Source organism: Leeuwenhoekiella aestuarii (assembly GCF_004104055.1).
GTDB classification, from domain to species: Bacteria; Bacteroidota; Bacteroidia; order Flavobacteriales; family Flavobacteriaceae; genus Leeuwenhoekiella; species Leeuwenhoekiella aestuarii.
Map to the genome: position 1 here is coordinate 1 of NZ_QOVJ01000005.1, position 15169 is coordinate 15169.

The 15169-nt window shown below is 35.0% G+C and carries 15 protein-coding genes and 1 riboswitch; of the genes, 10 read left to right on the forward strand and 5 right to left on the reverse strand.

Annotated elements, in window-relative coordinates; genetic code table 11:
* Window positions 1–132 precede the first annotated feature (132 nt).
* Window positions 133–981: a BadF/BadG/BcrA/BcrD ATPase family protein gene (locus DSM03_RS12995; RefSeq protein ID WP_128762199.1), complete on the forward strand. Its 849-nt coding sequence runs from the start codon at window positions 133–135 to the stop codon at window positions 979–981.
* On the opposite strand, the gene DSM03_RS13000 is transcribed toward DSM03_RS12995, so the two are convergent.
* Window positions 978–1970 carry a family 43 glycosylhydrolase gene (locus DSM03_RS13000; protein ID WP_128762200.1) on the reverse strand — a complete coding sequence of 331 codons (993 nt, stop codon included), beginning with the start codon at window positions 1968–1970 and terminating at the stop codon, window positions 978–980. The two genes, DSM03_RS12995 and DSM03_RS13000, sit on opposite strands and share 4 nt — an antisense overlap.
* Window positions 1971–2130: 160 nt before the next feature.
* On the opposite strand from DSM03_RS13000, the gene DSM03_RS13005 reads away from it, so the two are divergent.
* Window positions 2131–2358 carry a hypothetical protein gene (locus DSM03_RS13005; protein ID WP_128762201.1) on the forward strand — a complete coding sequence of 76 codons (228 nt, stop codon included), beginning with the start codon at window positions 2131–2133 and terminating at the stop codon, window positions 2356–2358.
* 152 nt (window positions 2359–2510) lie between these two features.
* Here DSM03_RS13005 and DSM03_RS13010 read toward each other — a convergent pair whose 3' ends face one another.
* Window positions 2511–4415, reverse strand: a complete 1905-nt coding sequence (locus DSM03_RS13010; protein ID WP_128762202.1) for a tetratricopeptide repeat-containing sensor histidine kinase — start codon at window positions 4413–4415, stop codon at window positions 2511–2513.
* A 111-nt stretch (window positions 4416–4526) separates the two neighbouring features.
* Here DSM03_RS13010 and DSM03_RS13015 point away from each other — a divergent pair, with 111 nt between their 5' ends.
* From DSM03_RS13015 to DSM03_RS13045, 7 genes are all read left to right on the forward strand, one after another.
* On the forward strand, window positions 4527–4985 hold the full coding sequence (locus tag DSM03_RS13015; RefSeq protein ID WP_128762203.1) for a Na(+)-translocating NADH-quinone reductase subunit F: 459 nt from the start codon (window positions 4527–4529) through the stop codon (window positions 4983–4985).
* 49 nt (window positions 4986–5034) lie between these two features.
* Window positions 5035–5130: riboswitch (TPP riboswitch) on the forward strand.
* Window positions 5131–5180: 50 nt separating this feature from the next.
* Window positions 5181–5975, forward strand: coding sequence for a hydroxyethylthiazole kinase (thiM, locus tag DSM03_RS13020; protein ID WP_128762204.1), 795 nt, complete (start codon window positions 5181–5183; stop codon window positions 5973–5975).
* Window positions 5976–6641 (forward strand): thiamine phosphate synthase, encoded by a 666-nt coding sequence (gene thiE / locus DSM03_RS13025; RefSeq protein WP_128762205.1) that lies wholly within the window; start codon window positions 5976–5978, stop codon window positions 6639–6641.
* 3 nt (window positions 6642–6644) lie between these two features.
* Entirely contained in the window at window positions 6645–7478 is an 834-nt protein-coding gene (gene thiD / locus DSM03_RS13030; RefSeq protein ID WP_128762206.1) for a bifunctional hydroxymethylpyrimidine kinase/phosphomethylpyrimidine kinase, read from the forward strand.
* A complete protein-coding gene (gene tenA, locus DSM03_RS13035) occupies window positions 7465–8118 on the forward strand; it encodes a thiaminase II (RefSeq protein ID WP_128762207.1) in 654 nt (217 codons plus the stop codon). The genes thiD and tenA overlap by 14 nt, the downstream gene beginning before the upstream one ends.
* A gap of 250 nt (window positions 8119–8368) precedes the next feature.
* A complete protein-coding gene (locus tag DSM03_RS13040) occupies window positions 8369–9334 on the forward strand; it encodes an endonuclease/exonuclease/phosphatase family protein (protein ID WP_128762208.1) in 966 nt (321 codons plus the stop codon).
* A gap of 135 nt (window positions 9335–9469) precedes the next feature.
* Window positions 9470–11470, forward strand: coding sequence for a hypothetical protein (locus DSM03_RS13045; RefSeq protein ID WP_128762209.1), 2001 nt, complete (start codon window positions 9470–9472; stop codon window positions 11468–11470).
* Window positions 11471–11518: 48 nt separating this feature from the next.
* On the opposite strand, the gene DSM03_RS13050 is transcribed toward DSM03_RS13045, so the two are convergent.
* Entirely contained in the window at window positions 11519–11911 is a 393-nt protein-coding gene (locus DSM03_RS13050; protein WP_128762210.1) for a DUF423 domain-containing protein, read from the reverse strand.
* A gap of 155 nt (window positions 11912–12066) precedes the next feature.
* On the opposite strand from DSM03_RS13050, the gene DSM03_RS13055 reads away from it, so the two are divergent.
* On the forward strand, window positions 12067–12579 hold the full coding sequence (locus DSM03_RS13055; protein WP_128762211.1) for an adenine phosphoribosyltransferase: 513 nt from the start codon (window positions 12067–12069) through the stop codon (window positions 12577–12579).
* Here DSM03_RS13055 and DSM03_RS13060 read toward each other — a convergent pair.
* Together DSM03_RS13060 and DSM03_RS13065 are read right to left on the reverse strand one after the other, a co-directional pair.
* Complete coding sequence (locus DSM03_RS13060; RefSeq protein ID WP_128762212.1) at window positions 12576–12728, reverse strand: SsrA-binding protein; 153 nt, start codon at window positions 12726–12728, stop codon at window positions 12576–12578. The genes DSM03_RS13055 and DSM03_RS13060 overlap by 4 nt on opposite strands.
* Before the next feature lie 557 nt (window positions 12729–13285).
* A complete protein-coding gene (locus tag DSM03_RS13065) occupies window positions 13286–15169 on the reverse strand; it encodes a M56 family metallopeptidase (protein WP_128762213.1) in 1884 nt (627 codons plus the stop codon).

The following is a 15169-nucleotide window of genomic DNA, read 5'->3' on the forward strand; positions in this document are numbered from 1 at the left end:
AACTGTAGTTCTGGTGAAACTATGGCAGCGAATTAAAACGAGAGTTTTTTGAGTTTTTTTAAATTGTTTCTGGTGAAAATAGGGCGTCTACAAAAAACGGCGCCCTTTTACTATTAATCTAATTTTTCTTTAATGATTTTAATTGCTGAAAGTGGATCTACCAAATGTGACTGGCGGATAATTGATAAAACTAAATCAGTCCTGCATCAATTTCAGACTTTGGGCATTAACCCTATGGTATTGGATTCTAGAGAACTTAAAAAGGTCTTAGAAAACGAAAAAGCATTAGCTAATAATAAGGAGCAAATTGAAAAAATCTATTTTTTTGGTGCCGGTTGCGGAACGCCGGAGACCGACGAAAAACTAAAAAAGATTCTTCAAGATTTTTTCAGTCCTGATATCCAAATTCAGATAAGAGGTGATCTCGATGCTGCTGTAGAAGCAGCTACTACCCAATCCGGCATCGTTTGTATTTTAGGAACGGGATCTAACTGCTGCTTTTTTGATGGAACCAAAATAATTCAGAAAAACCCTTCTTTAGGATATATGCTAGGCGACGAAGGTAGCGGAAACGCAATCGGTAAAGCTTTACTTAAAGCCTATTTTAACCAGTTGATGCCTGTAACACTTCAAGCTAAATTTGAAACCACTTTTACTCCGCAATTGGAAGAGGTTTTGATACACTTATATCAGAGACCGTTTCCCAATAAATATCTGGCAGGGTTTGCGAGATTTGCTATAGAAAACAGGAATGAGCCTTTTATAAACGTGATGTTAAACCATGAACTTAAAAAATTTATGGATAAGCAACTGTATGCCTATCAGAAAGAGCTCAAAAAATACCCTACGCACTTTATAGGATCTATAGCGTATTACACTCAAGATCTTATTATCGAGGAGTTTAAAAATAGGGATTATCAGATAGGTATATTTATTAAAAGTCCTATAGATCAATTAACCCAGTCCATTATTCAGTATTAAAAGGGAGCTATACCTGATGGTTTTACTTTTTTAAGAAGTCCGTCTTTAGTAAAGTTTAAACTATCAACACACAATTCTCGAAGCAAATCTGTAGATTCCGGTGAGTTTGCAGAATGCCTATGATATAGGATATAATCCTGCCCTCCTTTCGAAAATACCGTATGGTGCCCAGGGCTATAGGTTATAGAATCTGAAGCCGTACTTAAAATAGGGCTTGTTTCAGCCTCCGTAAATGGACCAAATGGATTATCCCCTATTGCATAACGCACTTTGTAGGTGTCTTCAATCACTTTTCCGTCAGAATACATTAGGTAGTAGGTACCATTTCTTTTTATCATTACTGGAGCTTCAAAATAATTTTCTGGTGTAACATCCTTAATCTCTCCATCAAATGTGATCATATCTTCTTTGAGCTTAACCACAAAACAATGACCGTTTACCCAATCTAGCCCAGAGCCCCAGTATAAATAAGCTTGTCCGTCATCATCAATAAATGCTTCCGCATCTATCATATGATACTCTGGAAATAGATCTCGTGTAATCAGAGGTGTATTATCATCCTTTGCGTTTTTCCAAGGTCCTTCGGGGCTTTTAGCCACTCCTGCCCAGACTTCACTACCTACAGAAACATACATATAGTAATTCCCATTTTTAGCTTTAACAACCGAAGGTGCCCAGACCATAGATCCGTTTGAAGTAGGACTTGTACAGGCTTCTTTAGTAGGCCAGTTCAATTCTTTTAATTCCCAACTCTTAAAATCTGAAGATTCTAAAAAAGCTAAATCGTCTTTTCCCCAAGGATCTTTAGTAGCGTATATGTAGAATTTGCCATCTTCCTGAATTATCGAAGGATCTGCATAATAGCCATCAAGGATGGGATTCGCAATTATAGCATCAGTGACAACTTGTGATTCTTTTTCTTCCTTTTTTTCAGTTTTACAACCAGCTAATATATTTGTGATCAGTAAAGCGATGATAATCTGCTTCATAAGAATTGAAATGATATTTTTTTCTAAAAATAAATAAAAAGAATCTAATATGTAGTACATAATTTAAAAATGATCTCGTTAAGATTTTCAATCGCGATACGTATCCTTTTTTTAAACGCTTTTGATTAATTACCTTTAAGCTTCACTCAGAATTAAAAAAATGCTTCAGCTACAAATACCCAATCATAATGAGTTTAATATCTTAGAAGAACGTGTCAAAAATATGCTCATTCCTTCTGAAATCAGCGTTGTTTCAACACTAGTATATCCTAAATTACAGGACCATAAACATATCACGGAAGGCTTAGAAGCTATTAATAAATATCTTGACGAGCTTGAAAAATTCACAAAACAGTGGTACGCCTGTCGTTGCGATATGTTTCCGTAAGGAAGACAATTAAAACTTATTTTTACATTTAATTTTTATACTAAAGGCTTTATAAATCTGCCCAAACTATACTCTTCTTTTCGCTCAGTAATTCTGGTTCAAAACGATAAACAACCGCGAACTATTAATAACAAATTCAAGAAAGCTGAAACTTAGTCTTTTTTGAATGATATCCTAAATTCTGTTCCTTTTCCCGGGTTACTTTTGATATCTAATTTAGCTTCATTAAGCTCTAAAAATTGCTTAACCATCATAAGGCCAAGCCCAGTACCAGTTTCCATACCCGTACCTAACTTAGATAGAACCTGATCTTGCGACAACTTTAATTCTTCAATCTTTTCTTTTGAGATACCGGTCCCTTGATCAATAATGATAAGGGTAACAAAATTTTCATCTACAAGATATTTTATAAAAATATCCTTACCGCTGTAAGAGAATTTCAGCGCATTTGAGATCAAATTGTGTAAAATCACAGATAAATGTCCCTTATCAACTTTTATTTTAGGTATAGACTCTGGTTGTTCAACGTTAATTTTTATGTCTTTAAAGTTTGCTCCTGCTTTATAAATTTCTATGACTGTCAACACGCTAGGGTGTAAATCTACCATAACGGGATTTACCAAAACTCCGTCTAATTGTGAATGAGACCACTGTAATAAATTGTCTATCATAACTAAAGTCGCATTGACCTGTTCTTTCAACTTACTGTTAAGAATTTTAAAATCCTCCGGACTTATCATCTCAGATTCATTCATAGCTAGTAACTGTTGAATGGAAAGTATGGGAGATCTTAAATCGTGAGATATTATCGCAAAAAGTTTATCCTTATTTGCATTAAGACTATCTAAAGCTATGTTGCGCTTGAGAATGATCTCGTGGTTTCGTTCAATAACTTCATTCTTTTGACGTAATTCTTCAGAAAAAACTTCTTTCTGCCTTGAGTTTTTCCAAATTAGAAAAAGGATTACTACAAGTAGAATCGTCAAGATTATAACTCCAAAAAGTTGTAATCGTGTAAGTACAAGTTCTTTTTCTTTTAAAATGACCTCATCATTTAGTCGCTTATTTTCTAACTCTTTTTCTTCAAGATGCATAATATTAACCTGCTGTGCTGTTTTTATATTATATAGCGAATCCCTGTATTTTTGGTTTAAACTGAGCGCTTCAAATGCCGCTTCCAGATCATTTTGAGCTTTGTAAATATTTGATAGTATTGCCGTATTTCTTTCTAAATCCCATATTGATTCTGAGCCTTTAGCAAAGGCTACAGCTCGCAGAGCATATTTTTCCGCAAGATTTATTTCCCCAAGTTTTAGGTAAGCTTGAGCTACCCCGGCATAAGCGTAAGATTTCTCCCAATCATTAGCATTAATGCTATCTTTTATAACCTCCTGATGATAGTTTAAAGCTTTAGAATACTTATTTTGTTGAAATGCAACCTCTCCAGATTTATTGTAATAGTGATGTTTAATCCCGGTTAGATCATAACGCTTTGCGACTACAAAAGCCTTATTGAGTACTTTTTCTGCATTCGCATAATCATTCAATTCCAAATAAGAAATCCCCTGATTTATATACGCGGAGGCCGTCAATTGAGGTTTTTCAATTTTTTCATAAATGCGTAAAACTTGCTCGAATATCTTTAGCGCCTCAGTATGTCTATCTATCGCTTGAACTACTAATCCCTGCCCTTTCAAGGATTTAGCAATACCTTCATCATTATTTGACTTTCTGTATAAATCTAAAGCATCTAAAAAATGTGTAAGAGAATCATCGTACTCACCTTTGATATAATAGATCCATCCAGCAGCATATAAAACTTCAGCAGTTAGCGAAGAATCGTTTAGCTCAAGAGATTCCTTATAAGCCTTACTTAATAATTCTAAAGCCCCAGAATAATCGTTGTATACGAGCTCTTTTGATTCTTCTATTTGTTTATAAATAAGTTCTCGATCAATGTTTTGCCGAAAAATGTTTGCGGAAAGAGAAGTAGAAATACTGAATGCAAGAAAGAAAAAAACTAAGGTGTATTTCTTTTTAGCCATTCTAAACTTCATTTGTTATATTTATGTTAAAGCTAAAAAAATAAATTACTGTACAAAAAATTCTATTGATTTTATACCAAATCCCTAGCCGCTTATTTTGTAATTTTATATAAAATGTTTGTTATGAAAACTCCACCTCGCCTCGAACAGGCAATAAATAAACTCTACTTAGCTTTTCACAGCGATTCTCTCAATCCTGAATGTTGTAAGAGTTGTGCTGTGGGTAACATTCTAAACAATACAGATATCTGGAAACATCTTACAGATGGTCATGGTTCTTTAAAACTCTCCTACGTAGGCAAGGTAAATGAAGCGCTTGGTAAGAAATTAAATGGCTATACTCCATTTGAGTTGCTTCAAATTGAATCTGCATTTTTAAAAGGCTGTGGCTATACACTCCCCTTATCCCACAAAACAAATAAGCTTGTTGACCGCAATTCTAAAGAAGTTATGTTTAATGGAATGTGCGAAGCGGTTGCTGTACTGTGCAAGTTAGACGGAATATCTAATGTGATGGATTATTCTAGATTATTTGAGTTTGAAGACAACCAACCCGTCAATGAATTAGCTTACACATATTAAAATAACAAGAATTCATTTACTTAAGTTCTGAAAAGAACTTTTATCTTTGATTTGGCTTTAGGGGTATTCTAATTTTTTAGAATTGAGACAGTCCCTTTGAACCTGTATGGTTAACACCGGCGTAGGGAAAAGTATTGTATTTAACTTCCTTTTTAGAGGAACTCTTTAGCCGTATCATTTTAAAAATTATACTTAATGAAAGAGTTACTCTATTCACACATATTAACAGTTAGAAAACAAGCACCATTAGTGCAAAACATTACTAATTATGTAGTGATGAATAATACTGCTAATGCATTATTAGCTGTTGGCGCATCACCTATCATGGCGCACGCGCACCCTGAAATGGCTGCAATGCAAAAAATATGCAATGCACTGGTTATCAACATAGGCACACTAGATGAATACTGGGTAGAATCTATGCTCATCGCTGCTACTGAAGCAAACCATAATAACAAACCCTGGATACTAGATCCTGTAGGTGCAGGAGCAACTCCTTATCGCGACGAAGTTTTAAGCAGACTTATTGAACTGAAACCTGCAGCAATTCGCGGAAATGCTTCTGAAATACAAGCTTTAGCTAAGCTGAATAAAACACAAACAAAAGGTGTAGACAGTACATCAGCCAGTACCGAAGCAGTGCATGCAGGGCAAATTCTAAATAAAACTTACGGAGCCATTATTGTGATTTCTGGAGAAACCGATATTATTATTGATGGAGATCAACAGGTTAAAATTCATAATGGAAATGCCTTAATGACAAAAATAACAGGAATGGGCTGCTCAGCAACGGCTATCCTCGCAGCTTTTATAGGAGTTATACCTAACGAAACGGAAGCTGCTGTTGCTGCTACAGCTTTGATGAGTGTTTCTGGAGAATTAGCTGCTAAATCCAGTAACGGGCCGGGTAGTCTTCAGGTGAATATTCTAGATAAATTGCATTCAATAAAAGAACAGGAGTTTGAGGAAACCTTAAAATTTTCAATTTAAATGAACGTAAAATCTTTTCCTTATCGTTTATATCTTGTGATTTCTGAAGAAGCTTGTCCCCATTATGACTTTATAAAAGTAGCTGAAGAAGCTATAAAAGGTGGGGTTGATATTATTCAGCTCCGCGAAAAAAAAGACGCTTCATCACAGTTTCTAAAGAAAGCGGTAGAGCTGAAAAAGGTTTTAGATCGCTATCAGATTCCGTTAATAATTAATGATAATCTTGAGGTTGCTATAAAAAGTGGTGCAGCAGGAATTCACGTAGGAAATACAGACCTAACTCCTACTGAAATTAGAAAGCAATGGCCTCAATGTGAGATTTTAGGCTACTCTATTGAATATCTGGAACAACTATATAATGAGCAAACCTATTCTTCAGATTATTTAGGAATCAGTCCGGTTTACAATACTGATACTAAAACCAACACCGTAACAACTTGGGGGATCGATGGAGTTCAAAGTATATGTTCAAAAACAGAAAAACCGCTGGTAGCAATAGGAAATATGAAAGCTTCAAATGCTAAAAAAGTAGTTGAAGCTGGTGCAGATTGTATCGCGGTGGTTTCGGCTATTTGTAGCGATTCAAATCCGCTTAAGGCTGCACAACTACTCAAGCAGGAAATTGATCAAGGAATTAATAATAGAGCTGCAACTCATAAAATTTAATTTATGAGTATTTATAAATACCCATCTGTTTTAAGTATTGCGGGTTTTGATGGAAGCGGTGGTGCTGGTATACAGGCAGATCTTAAAACAATATCTGCATTAGGTTGCTATGCAACTACGGTACTCACAGCTCTTCCGGTTCAAAATACACAAGGCGTTCAATCTATTTTCTCAATTCCTACTGATGTCGTTAAAGAACAGCTGGATTCTATTTTTGACGATATTATCCCTTCCGCAATAAAAATAGGAATGGTTCATACTCCACAATTGGTAACTACTATTGCCGAAAAATTAAAGAAACTTCAAAATATTCCGGTTGTTTTTGACCCGGTAATGGTGGCTACAAGTGGTCATAAACTTATTGAAAACCCTACTATTAAAAAGCTGGTTGACGATTTATTTCCTTTAGCATCGGTCATTACTCCTAATATGGATGAAGCTGCTATTCTGGCTAAAATGAATGTTGGAAATCTAAAGGATATGCGCGAGGCCGGCCAAAAGATCATGGAGTTAGGTTGTACATCTGTTCTATTAAAAGGCGGACATTTAAAAACCAATGTTCTCACCTCTCTATATTTTGACACTTCTGGAAACATTCACGAGTTTGAGTTTGAAAAATTTGAAACCCAAAATATGCATGGTTCAGGATGTACACTTTCTTCAGCAATTGCTTCTTATATCGCTCAAGGAAAATCTTTATTAGAAGCCGTAAAGCTTGGTCAAGATTATGTGCATCAGGCTATTTTTCATTCAAAAGATGTGAAAATAGGTAAAGGCAACGGACCGTTAAATCACTTTTTTAATCCTCAAAAGCTTATTAAAAATGAAATGGAGTGAAACCACCTGGCGCCGTATTCAACCCATATATTCTAAAATTTTAGATATGCCGTTTATTAAACAATTGACTGACGGCAGTCTCCCTTTGGAGCAATTTCAATATTATATCAGACAAGATTCTGCCTATCTTGAAAACTTCGGAAGAGCTTTATCTCTTATCGCTGCAAGAGCTCACGAAGTCGAAGACATACTTAGCTTTAGCCGTTTTGCAGAAGGCGCAATTGTAGTAGAAAATGCATTGCACGAATCGTTTTTTAAAGAATATAATATTGAGAAAAATACTGAAATAAGTCCGGTAACGCATCATTACACGCATTACTTAAAAAGTACCGCTGCTCTTGATCAGGTAGAAGTAGCAATGGCAGCCGTCCTCCCCTGCTTTTGGATCTATAAAGCTGTTGGTGATGTTATTTATAACAATCAGAGTGACCTAGAAAACCCGTATAAAAAATGGATTGAAACTTATTCTGGAGAAGAATTTGAAATCCTAGTCAATCAAGCAATCAACACTTGTGACCGTGTAGCAGCAACTTGTACCACTGCGCAACAAGAACGCATGCACGAAGCTTTTTTAGCAGCAACTAAACTAGAATTTATGTTTTGGGACAGTGCTTCAAACTTAAGGAAATGGCCTTTCTAAAATTTTTAAACGTTAATTTTACATTAATTCAAAAATACTTGTAACACTTCAAAAATACTATCGTCTATTATAATAGTAGCGTTTGAAAAAATGTTTTCATTTATTTATTTGGATTAGCCGCCTTCAATAGTGAAAAATTCAACGTTAAATTATATACATTTAAATCCTTGAGCATTTGCTCAGGGATTTTTTATTTCAAAAAAAATACACAAACTTCTTAAATTCAGTAATTTAGATTTAAAAAAATCTTATGCCTGCAATTTATGATATACCTCCTTTTGAAGTTCAAGAGAACCTCAACGCTCTTAACTTTGATTTATCAGCAAAAATTCCTGCAAAAAAACTAGATCAAAACCTACTAATCGCAACGTGGAACATTAGACATTTTGGAAGCCTCACAAGAAAATGGTACAGTGAATCTGATGATAGTCCTAAACGAGATCTAAGTGCCATCTTGTGTATAGCAGCCATTTTAAAACGATTTGATATTATTGCCATTCAAGAAGTAAAATCTAATCTTAGGGCTCTGCGAGATACGCTCAAAGTTTTAGGAAGTCATTGGTCACTAATTTTAACCGATGTCACACGTGGTAACCCCGGTAATGATGAACGTATCGCATTTATCTTTGATACTCGCAGAGTACAACTTTCTGGTCTCGCTTGTGAGTTGGTGATTCCTGAAGATTGGGTCGATGAGATAAGTGACAATGCTCTAAAAAAACAATTTGCACGCACACCTTACGCTGTAAGTTTTAAATCAAATCACAAAACTTTTATTCTCGTGACCTTGCATATTTTATATGGTAAAAAAGTTTCTGAACGTATACCTGAACTTAAAGCAATTGCTCGTTGGCTTTCAGAATGGACAAATAATCTGAATGCCTATCATCAAGATATGATTGTACTGGGAGATTTTAACATTGATGAACGTAGTGACCTTTTAGATAAAACCTTTCTATCTGAAGGGTTATACGTACCTCCTCAACTGCAGGATAACAGTGTTACCCGATCTATCTTTAATGAAACAAAATACTACGATCAGATTGGTTGGTTTAGAGACGCTACGGCTAACAGCAACTTATCTATGAATTTTAGTTCTGGTGGTAATTATAATTTTTTACCCTATGCATTATCAAACAGAGGTTTGAGCAAAAGAAGCCTTTCTTACATCCTTTCTGACCATTACCCGCTTTGGGCTGAATTCCAAATTGATTGAAAAGGTAAATAACTGTTTTTAAATATTTTAACTATTATTTAGCATTTTTAAGAAAACCTAATGAGTTGTTGATTCCGTATATTTTGATGAATCTGACAAAAGATTTATTAAAATTTCTAATCAAATCAACAATTTATGAAAACAATTTTTACAAAAATTAGCATTTTCACAATGTTGCTATTTTTAGCAACCGCTTGTAATAATGATGATGACGGCACAGTGGTAGTGGTAGAACCTACCTGTGGAGACGGTATTATGAACGGTGATGAAACCGGCGTAGACTGCGGTGGTACTTGTGGACCGTGTGAGGTAGTATCTAACCCTGGAAGACGTGCTGATCTTTATGTTACTAACAATAATGATGGTAATATATTTAAGTATAGTATTTCTGGAGATTCTCTAGTTACTTACACTACTGCATCAACTGCTGCAGAAGGTATTTACTATGACGCGGAGTCTGATCTTCTTGTACAAGCTTCACGCTCGGGTTTGATGCTAGACGCATATGCGGGCACAAGTACGCTAGGAAACGCTACTATTAATAGCTCTTTCAGCACATTTGCAGACTTAAATAGTCCTCGTGAATTGGCTGTAAATGGCGCTTATTATGTGGTGTCTGATAACGGTGAAAATAAGTTCTTTGTATACTATAAGACGGGAAACAGTTTTTCTCTTTATTATACAATTGATATTCCATTTCCTGTATGGGGAATCACTTTTAAAGGAAACGATTTGTATGCTGTAGTGGATAGCTCTAGCGACCTTGCCGTATTTTCAAACTTTGTTGCTAATGCGATGGATGGCACTATGAGACCTTCTAAACGTGTTACCATTGAAGGTATCGTGAGAACTCACGGTTTAACCTACAACGGCTCTGATGACGTTATGATAATGACAGATATTGGCGCTGCATCTAATGCAACAGACGATGGTGGTTTTCATGTGATCAATGACTTTTCAACAAAATTTGATGCACTTTCTGATGGTGATGTTTTGCCGGTAAGTATGCAAACTCGCGTGGCAGGTTCTTCTACATTGATGGGCAATCCTATTGATGTAGCTTACGATTCAGAAACTGGTGCTATTTATATTGCTGAAGTAGGAAACGGGAAAGTTCTTGGATTTACAGATATAGGCGATGGAGGAAACCTGACTCCTTCATTTAATATGGACCTTGCAGCCGCTTCTTCAATTTATTTCTCGAGTGAAGAAACTGACGGTAATACCGGTATGGCTTCTATGAATCAAACTACAAGATTGTATACTACATCAACTGCTAATGGTGATGTAACTGTTTATGACGGTACTGGTGCAATGCTTAAAACGGTTACCACTGCTTCATCTTCTACTGAGGGAATTTATTATAATGCATTAAGTGACGCATTATTACAAGGTTCTAGATCTGAAGGTGAAATTCAATACTACAGCGACTTTATGTCTGTGATGAGTGGAGCAATTGCTACTGCAGCTTTTACAGGTGATTTAGCAACTTCCAGTCCACGAGAAATAGCTGTTTATGGTAATAAAGTAGTTGTTGCAGATAACCCTGCAAATATGTTCTATGTATATTCTTATACAGGAAGCTCTTTCACATTAGAAAATACTTTTGACCCTGGTTTCCCGGTTTGGGGGATAACATTTAAAGGGGATGACTTACTAGCTGTCGTAGATACAACTAGCGATTTAGCAATATTTGAAGACTTCTTTACAAATACTATGGATGGAAGCATTATGCCTACAAAACGAGTAAGCATAGCCGGTATTACCAGAACACATGGTATCACATATAGTGCAGCTGATGATGTTTTAGTAATGACAGATATAGGTCTTGCAGCAGGTGGAGCTCTAGATGGTGGTATTAATGTAATACAAGATTTTAGTACCGTGATCGAAGCTACTGCAGATGGCGGGACAATAGGTCTTACCGATCAAAATATTATTGAAGGGCTAAGTACTTTAATGAATAATCCTATTGATGTGGCTTATGATCACAAAACAAAAACTGTATTTGTATCCGATATAGCTACTGGAGCAGTACTAGGGTTTAGCAATGCACTTAGCACAAGTGGTAACGTTGCTCCTAGTGTAAACAATGCGCTTACGTCAGCATCTTCGCTGTATCTGTATAATAATTAAGCCTTTGATCCCAAATCATTGAAAAAGACCTCCTTATGAGGTCTTTTTTTATATGAAATTTTCAAGGAAAGAATAGAGCAGTAATAACCAGCCGGTAGCTAAAAACAAACCACCCAAAGGGGTTACAGGCCCAAGTAATCTCAATTTCTTACCAAATGCTCCGCTTAAGCATAAACCATAAATGGAGAAAGAAAACAAAAAAGTACCCACTATAAAGAAGATAATAATCGTTTGATCTAATGTATTATTAAAACCTAAATTGAAACTTAGAACCAAAAGCACAATAGCGTGATACATTTGATATTTTACCCCGGTTTCAAAACTGGCCATCTGCTCAGATGTAAATTTTTTCTTTAACGTGTGAGCTCCAAAAGCACCCAAAACGATTCCTAAAAATCCATAAAATGACGCGAATATTTGACTTAGTAATATAACCTGCATAAATTTTCTTAATTCTAATTTGACACAAAACTACAACTCGAAATGCTAAAACCTTTGTTAAGTTTAGTAGCCTTCCTAACCTAAAGAGAAGTTATAATTTTTCTAATACTGCGTATTTATATTTATTTTCAGCTTAAATGCTATATCTTCAAAAAATGAATTTAAAAAAATATATTCAAGACATTCCAGACTTCCCAAAACCTGGAGTAATCTTTAAAGATATCAATCCGCTACTTGCTAATCCCGAGGCAACTGCCCAAACGATTAATCTATTAGCCAAAGGTTTGTACGGTTTTAATGCCACAAAAATTGTAGGAATAGAAAGTCGTGGTTTTTTACTGGGTATCTTGCTAGCTCAAAAAATGGGTTTGGGATTTGTTCCCATTCGGAAACCTGGAAAACTACCGGGAAAAATTGAAAAACAAACTTATGCGCTAGAATACGGTGAAGATTCAATAGAAATTCAACAGAACAGCATTTCTGAAGGTGATCTGGTAATTGTACATGATGATGTATTAGCTACCGGTGGTACCGCTGCTGCTGCTTGTGAATTGATTGAAAAATGTGGAGGAACTGTCGTTCAGTGTAATTTTTTAATGGAACTGGGATTTTTAGAAGGACGTAAAAAACTTGGAAACTATGCATTACACAGTCTTATTCATTACTAATCTAAAGCATTTTTAGTAACCCAAAGTTTATAGCCAAAAAGTGCCAATTGTAATTTGCTGGCTTTTGCCAAATCAACTTCTTTTTTGGTAAAGCTGGGAAGTATCTTTTTATTGACTTTAGCTAATGCCTTAAAAAAACTTTTCTTCATAGTTTAAGAGTCCTTTAATTTCTACATTTTTTTTTTGATATTCTCTCAAATTTAAGGTTTTAACACGATTCTGCGCGCGCTTACAGAAGGTGTTAAGACTAATTTGTGATTATCCAAAAATTGTCTCGATGATTGTTAAAATTAATGTGACCATAACTGTGATTTTTGATTGTTAATAATTGATTTGATCACAATTACGGGAGTAAAAATCAGTCCTACAAGGTTTTAGTTAGATATTAATGTAATTGACTACACAATCGTAAGTTAGAAAATGATTTATCATAAATACTGAAACCATAAACTCTTAAACTCTATTTATAAGTGAAACTAATTTATCAAAATAACCTAACAACTGTAACTTTTGTAGATGCATTTTAGATACTTTTATAAAATCGTAGAGAATATTTGAATGAAAATAGAACCAAATTTCAATTTTCATCTTTTTAGACCAGGTCTGGTGAAAGCTTTTGAGTATTTTAATAAAGATTATCTAATACAAAAAATCCGCTGTAAAAAAGGTTATAGCGGATTTTTTAGATTTGATTGATGGAGATTATTTACTTTTTGTTATTTGCCTTTTTGGTAGTAATTAAAATAGCCCCCTTCTTACCTTTCATTTTTTCTACACCATACAGCTCTATTGCATTATCACTCTTTATAACATCTATAGATTCTATGTCGTCAGGGTTTATATTTTTAAGTTCATATTCATCAACCTCTTCTCCGTCAATAATAAATAAAGCCTTCGCGTTTAGATTTCCTTTTCCTCTATAAGTTATGTGATACTTAGAATCACTTGATTTATATTCAGAAGCATTAATTGGTCTTCTTTGAAAAAAAACACTATCATCAGACATATTCAACATTTCCGCTCTTCGCTTCTTTATTTCTGCTTTGCGTAATTCCATTTCTGCTTTACGTTCTTCCATTCTGGATTGCATTTCAGCCTTACGCAATTCCATCTCTACCATACGCTCTTTGATCTTTTCAGTCACACTAGTAGAATCATTAAGTCTATTCTTCATTTCTTCTCTACGCACCATAATTTTAGCTTTACGTTCTTCCATCTCTTGTCTGCGCTCTTGCATTTCCTGCTCTCGTTCTTGCAATTCTGCCGCACTCAATTTTGAACGTTGAACTATCGTATTATGGCCAGATACTACGCCAAATGTTCCATCTTCGGTTCGGTAAACTACAATATTTGTTAATGCCTTATCATTTGTATTATAAGTTGCGGTAGCTTTGTTTCCGGTCTTACGATCTTTAACAGAGATTGAAATTTGAGTAATCTCTCCGTTGTTGTTATAACTCAACTTAGAGAAATCCATTTCTATATTATAATCAGAATCTAACTCTTTTACAAGTTGCTCAATATCTCCTTTTGTCATTTTAGGAGTGATAACCTTCTTAAAAGCTTTCGGAGAGGTTTGTTCGGTTTTTGTGACTAGTTGCTTGGGATGATCTTTAATAATTTCAGAAAGATTTTTCTGGTTTTGGTTTTCTGTTTGAGAAGGTGATATGATTAAAGCAGTCTCAGATTCTTTTACTTCAGAGTGTGAAAGTGGTTCAACTTTAAATTTAACCTCTTCTTTTACATTAAAACTCCACATAAATGCACCGAGCACAGGCACAATAAGGAGAATCTTCCACTTTCTAAATTCGCTTGATGATTGCTTATTTAACATAACTATTCGTTTTTTGATGAATGATTGATAAAATGAATGGGCCAGTGCCGGCACCAGTTTAGGCGCTGCAACCTTTACCAGAGCAAGCTGGTAATTTTTTCTATTCTCTATTTGTCTGGCTGTGGTAGCATCTGCGAGGTATTCTAAATTTTGTACAACTACATTTTTATACAACCATGCTAAAGGATTAAACCACTGTATAATGATAACAAATTGTACCAAAAACATATCGAAACTGTGTCGCTGATTAGCGTGAGCCTTCTCGTGTAATAGGACCATTTCCAACTCTTCTTCACTATGCGCTTGCGCATCTAATACAATATAATTGAAAAATGAAAAAGGAGCATCCAGACCGTCTATCTGCACAAAATGATAGCCATTGCTTGTTTGTTGACGAGTATTCTTTAAAAAAGAAAAAATCTGAATCAGTTTTTTAATGAAAATAAAAAACATCACAGCGACTCCTAGTGTATAAATGAAGACACCCAATTGCCAAAAGTCAAAAGTTTCTTCTACCACAGGTGAAGCCTGAGCTTGAAGCAGTAATTCTTCTGGAATATCAAAATCTTCAACAGGTACTTTATAAATAGTTCTAGTCAAAACCAATGCTGGTGCAATGAGAGCAGCTACTATTCCTGCCAATAAAAACTGCCTGTTTGTTTTAAAAAAAGTCTCATTTTTTAACAAAAAAACATAAGCCATAAAAAACAAGCTTAGAATAGCAGCACTTTTAAATATGTAAATTAATACAGCCAT

Bases quoted from the DNA above. Each gene is read 5' to 3' on its own strand.
- DSM03_RS12995 (WP_128762199.1), top strand. From the start codon at position 133: ATGATTTTAATTGCTGAAAGTGGATCTACCAAATGTGACTGGCGGATA.
- DSM03_RS13000 (WP_128762200.1), bottom strand. From the start codon at position 1,970: ATGAAGCAGATTATCATCGCTTTACTGATCACAAATATATTAGCTGGT.
- DSM03_RS13005 (WP_128762201.1), top strand. From the start codon at position 2,131: ATGCTTCAGCTACAAATACCCAATCATAATGAGTTTAATATCTTAGAA.
- DSM03_RS13010 (WP_128762202.1), bottom strand. From the start codon at position 4,415: ATGAAGTTTAGAATGGCTAAAAAGAAATACACCTTAGTTTTTTTCTTT.
- DSM03_RS13015 (WP_128762203.1), top strand. From the start codon at position 4,527: ATGAAAACTCCACCTCGCCTCGAACAGGCAATAAATAAACTCTACTTA.
- thiM (WP_128762204.1), top strand. From the start codon at position 5,181: ATGAAAGAGTTACTCTATTCACACATATTAACAGTTAGAAAACAAGCA.
- thiE (WP_128762205.1), top strand. From the start codon at position 5,976: ATGAACGTAAAATCTTTTCCTTATCGTTTATATCTTGTGATTTCTGAA.
- thiD (WP_128762206.1), top strand. From the start codon at position 6,645: ATGAGTATTTATAAATACCCATCTGTTTTAAGTATTGCGGGTTTTGAT.
- tenA (WP_128762207.1), top strand. From the start codon at position 7,465: ATGAAATGGAGTGAAACCACCTGGCGCCGTATTCAACCCATATATTCT.
- DSM03_RS13040 (WP_128762208.1), top strand. From the start codon at position 8,369: ATGCCTGCAATTTATGATATACCTCCTTTTGAAGTTCAAGAGAACCTC.
- DSM03_RS13045 (WP_128762209.1), top strand. From the start codon at position 9,470: ATGAAAACAATTTTTACAAAAATTAGCATTTTCACAATGTTGCTATTT.
- DSM03_RS13050 (WP_128762210.1), bottom strand. From the start codon at position 11,911: ATGCAGGTTATATTACTAAGTCAAATATTCGCGTCATTTTATGGATTT.
- DSM03_RS13055 (WP_128762211.1), top strand. From the start codon at position 12,067: ATGAATTTAAAAAAATATATTCAAGACATTCCAGACTTCCCAAAACCT.
- DSM03_RS13060 (WP_128762212.1), bottom strand. From the start codon at position 12,728: ATGAAGAAAAGTTTTTTTAAGGCATTAGCTAAAGTCAATAAAAAGATA.
- DSM03_RS13065 (WP_128762213.1), bottom strand. From the start codon at position 15,169: ATGGCTGTATTAATTTACATATTTAAAAGTGCTGCTATTCTAAGCTTG.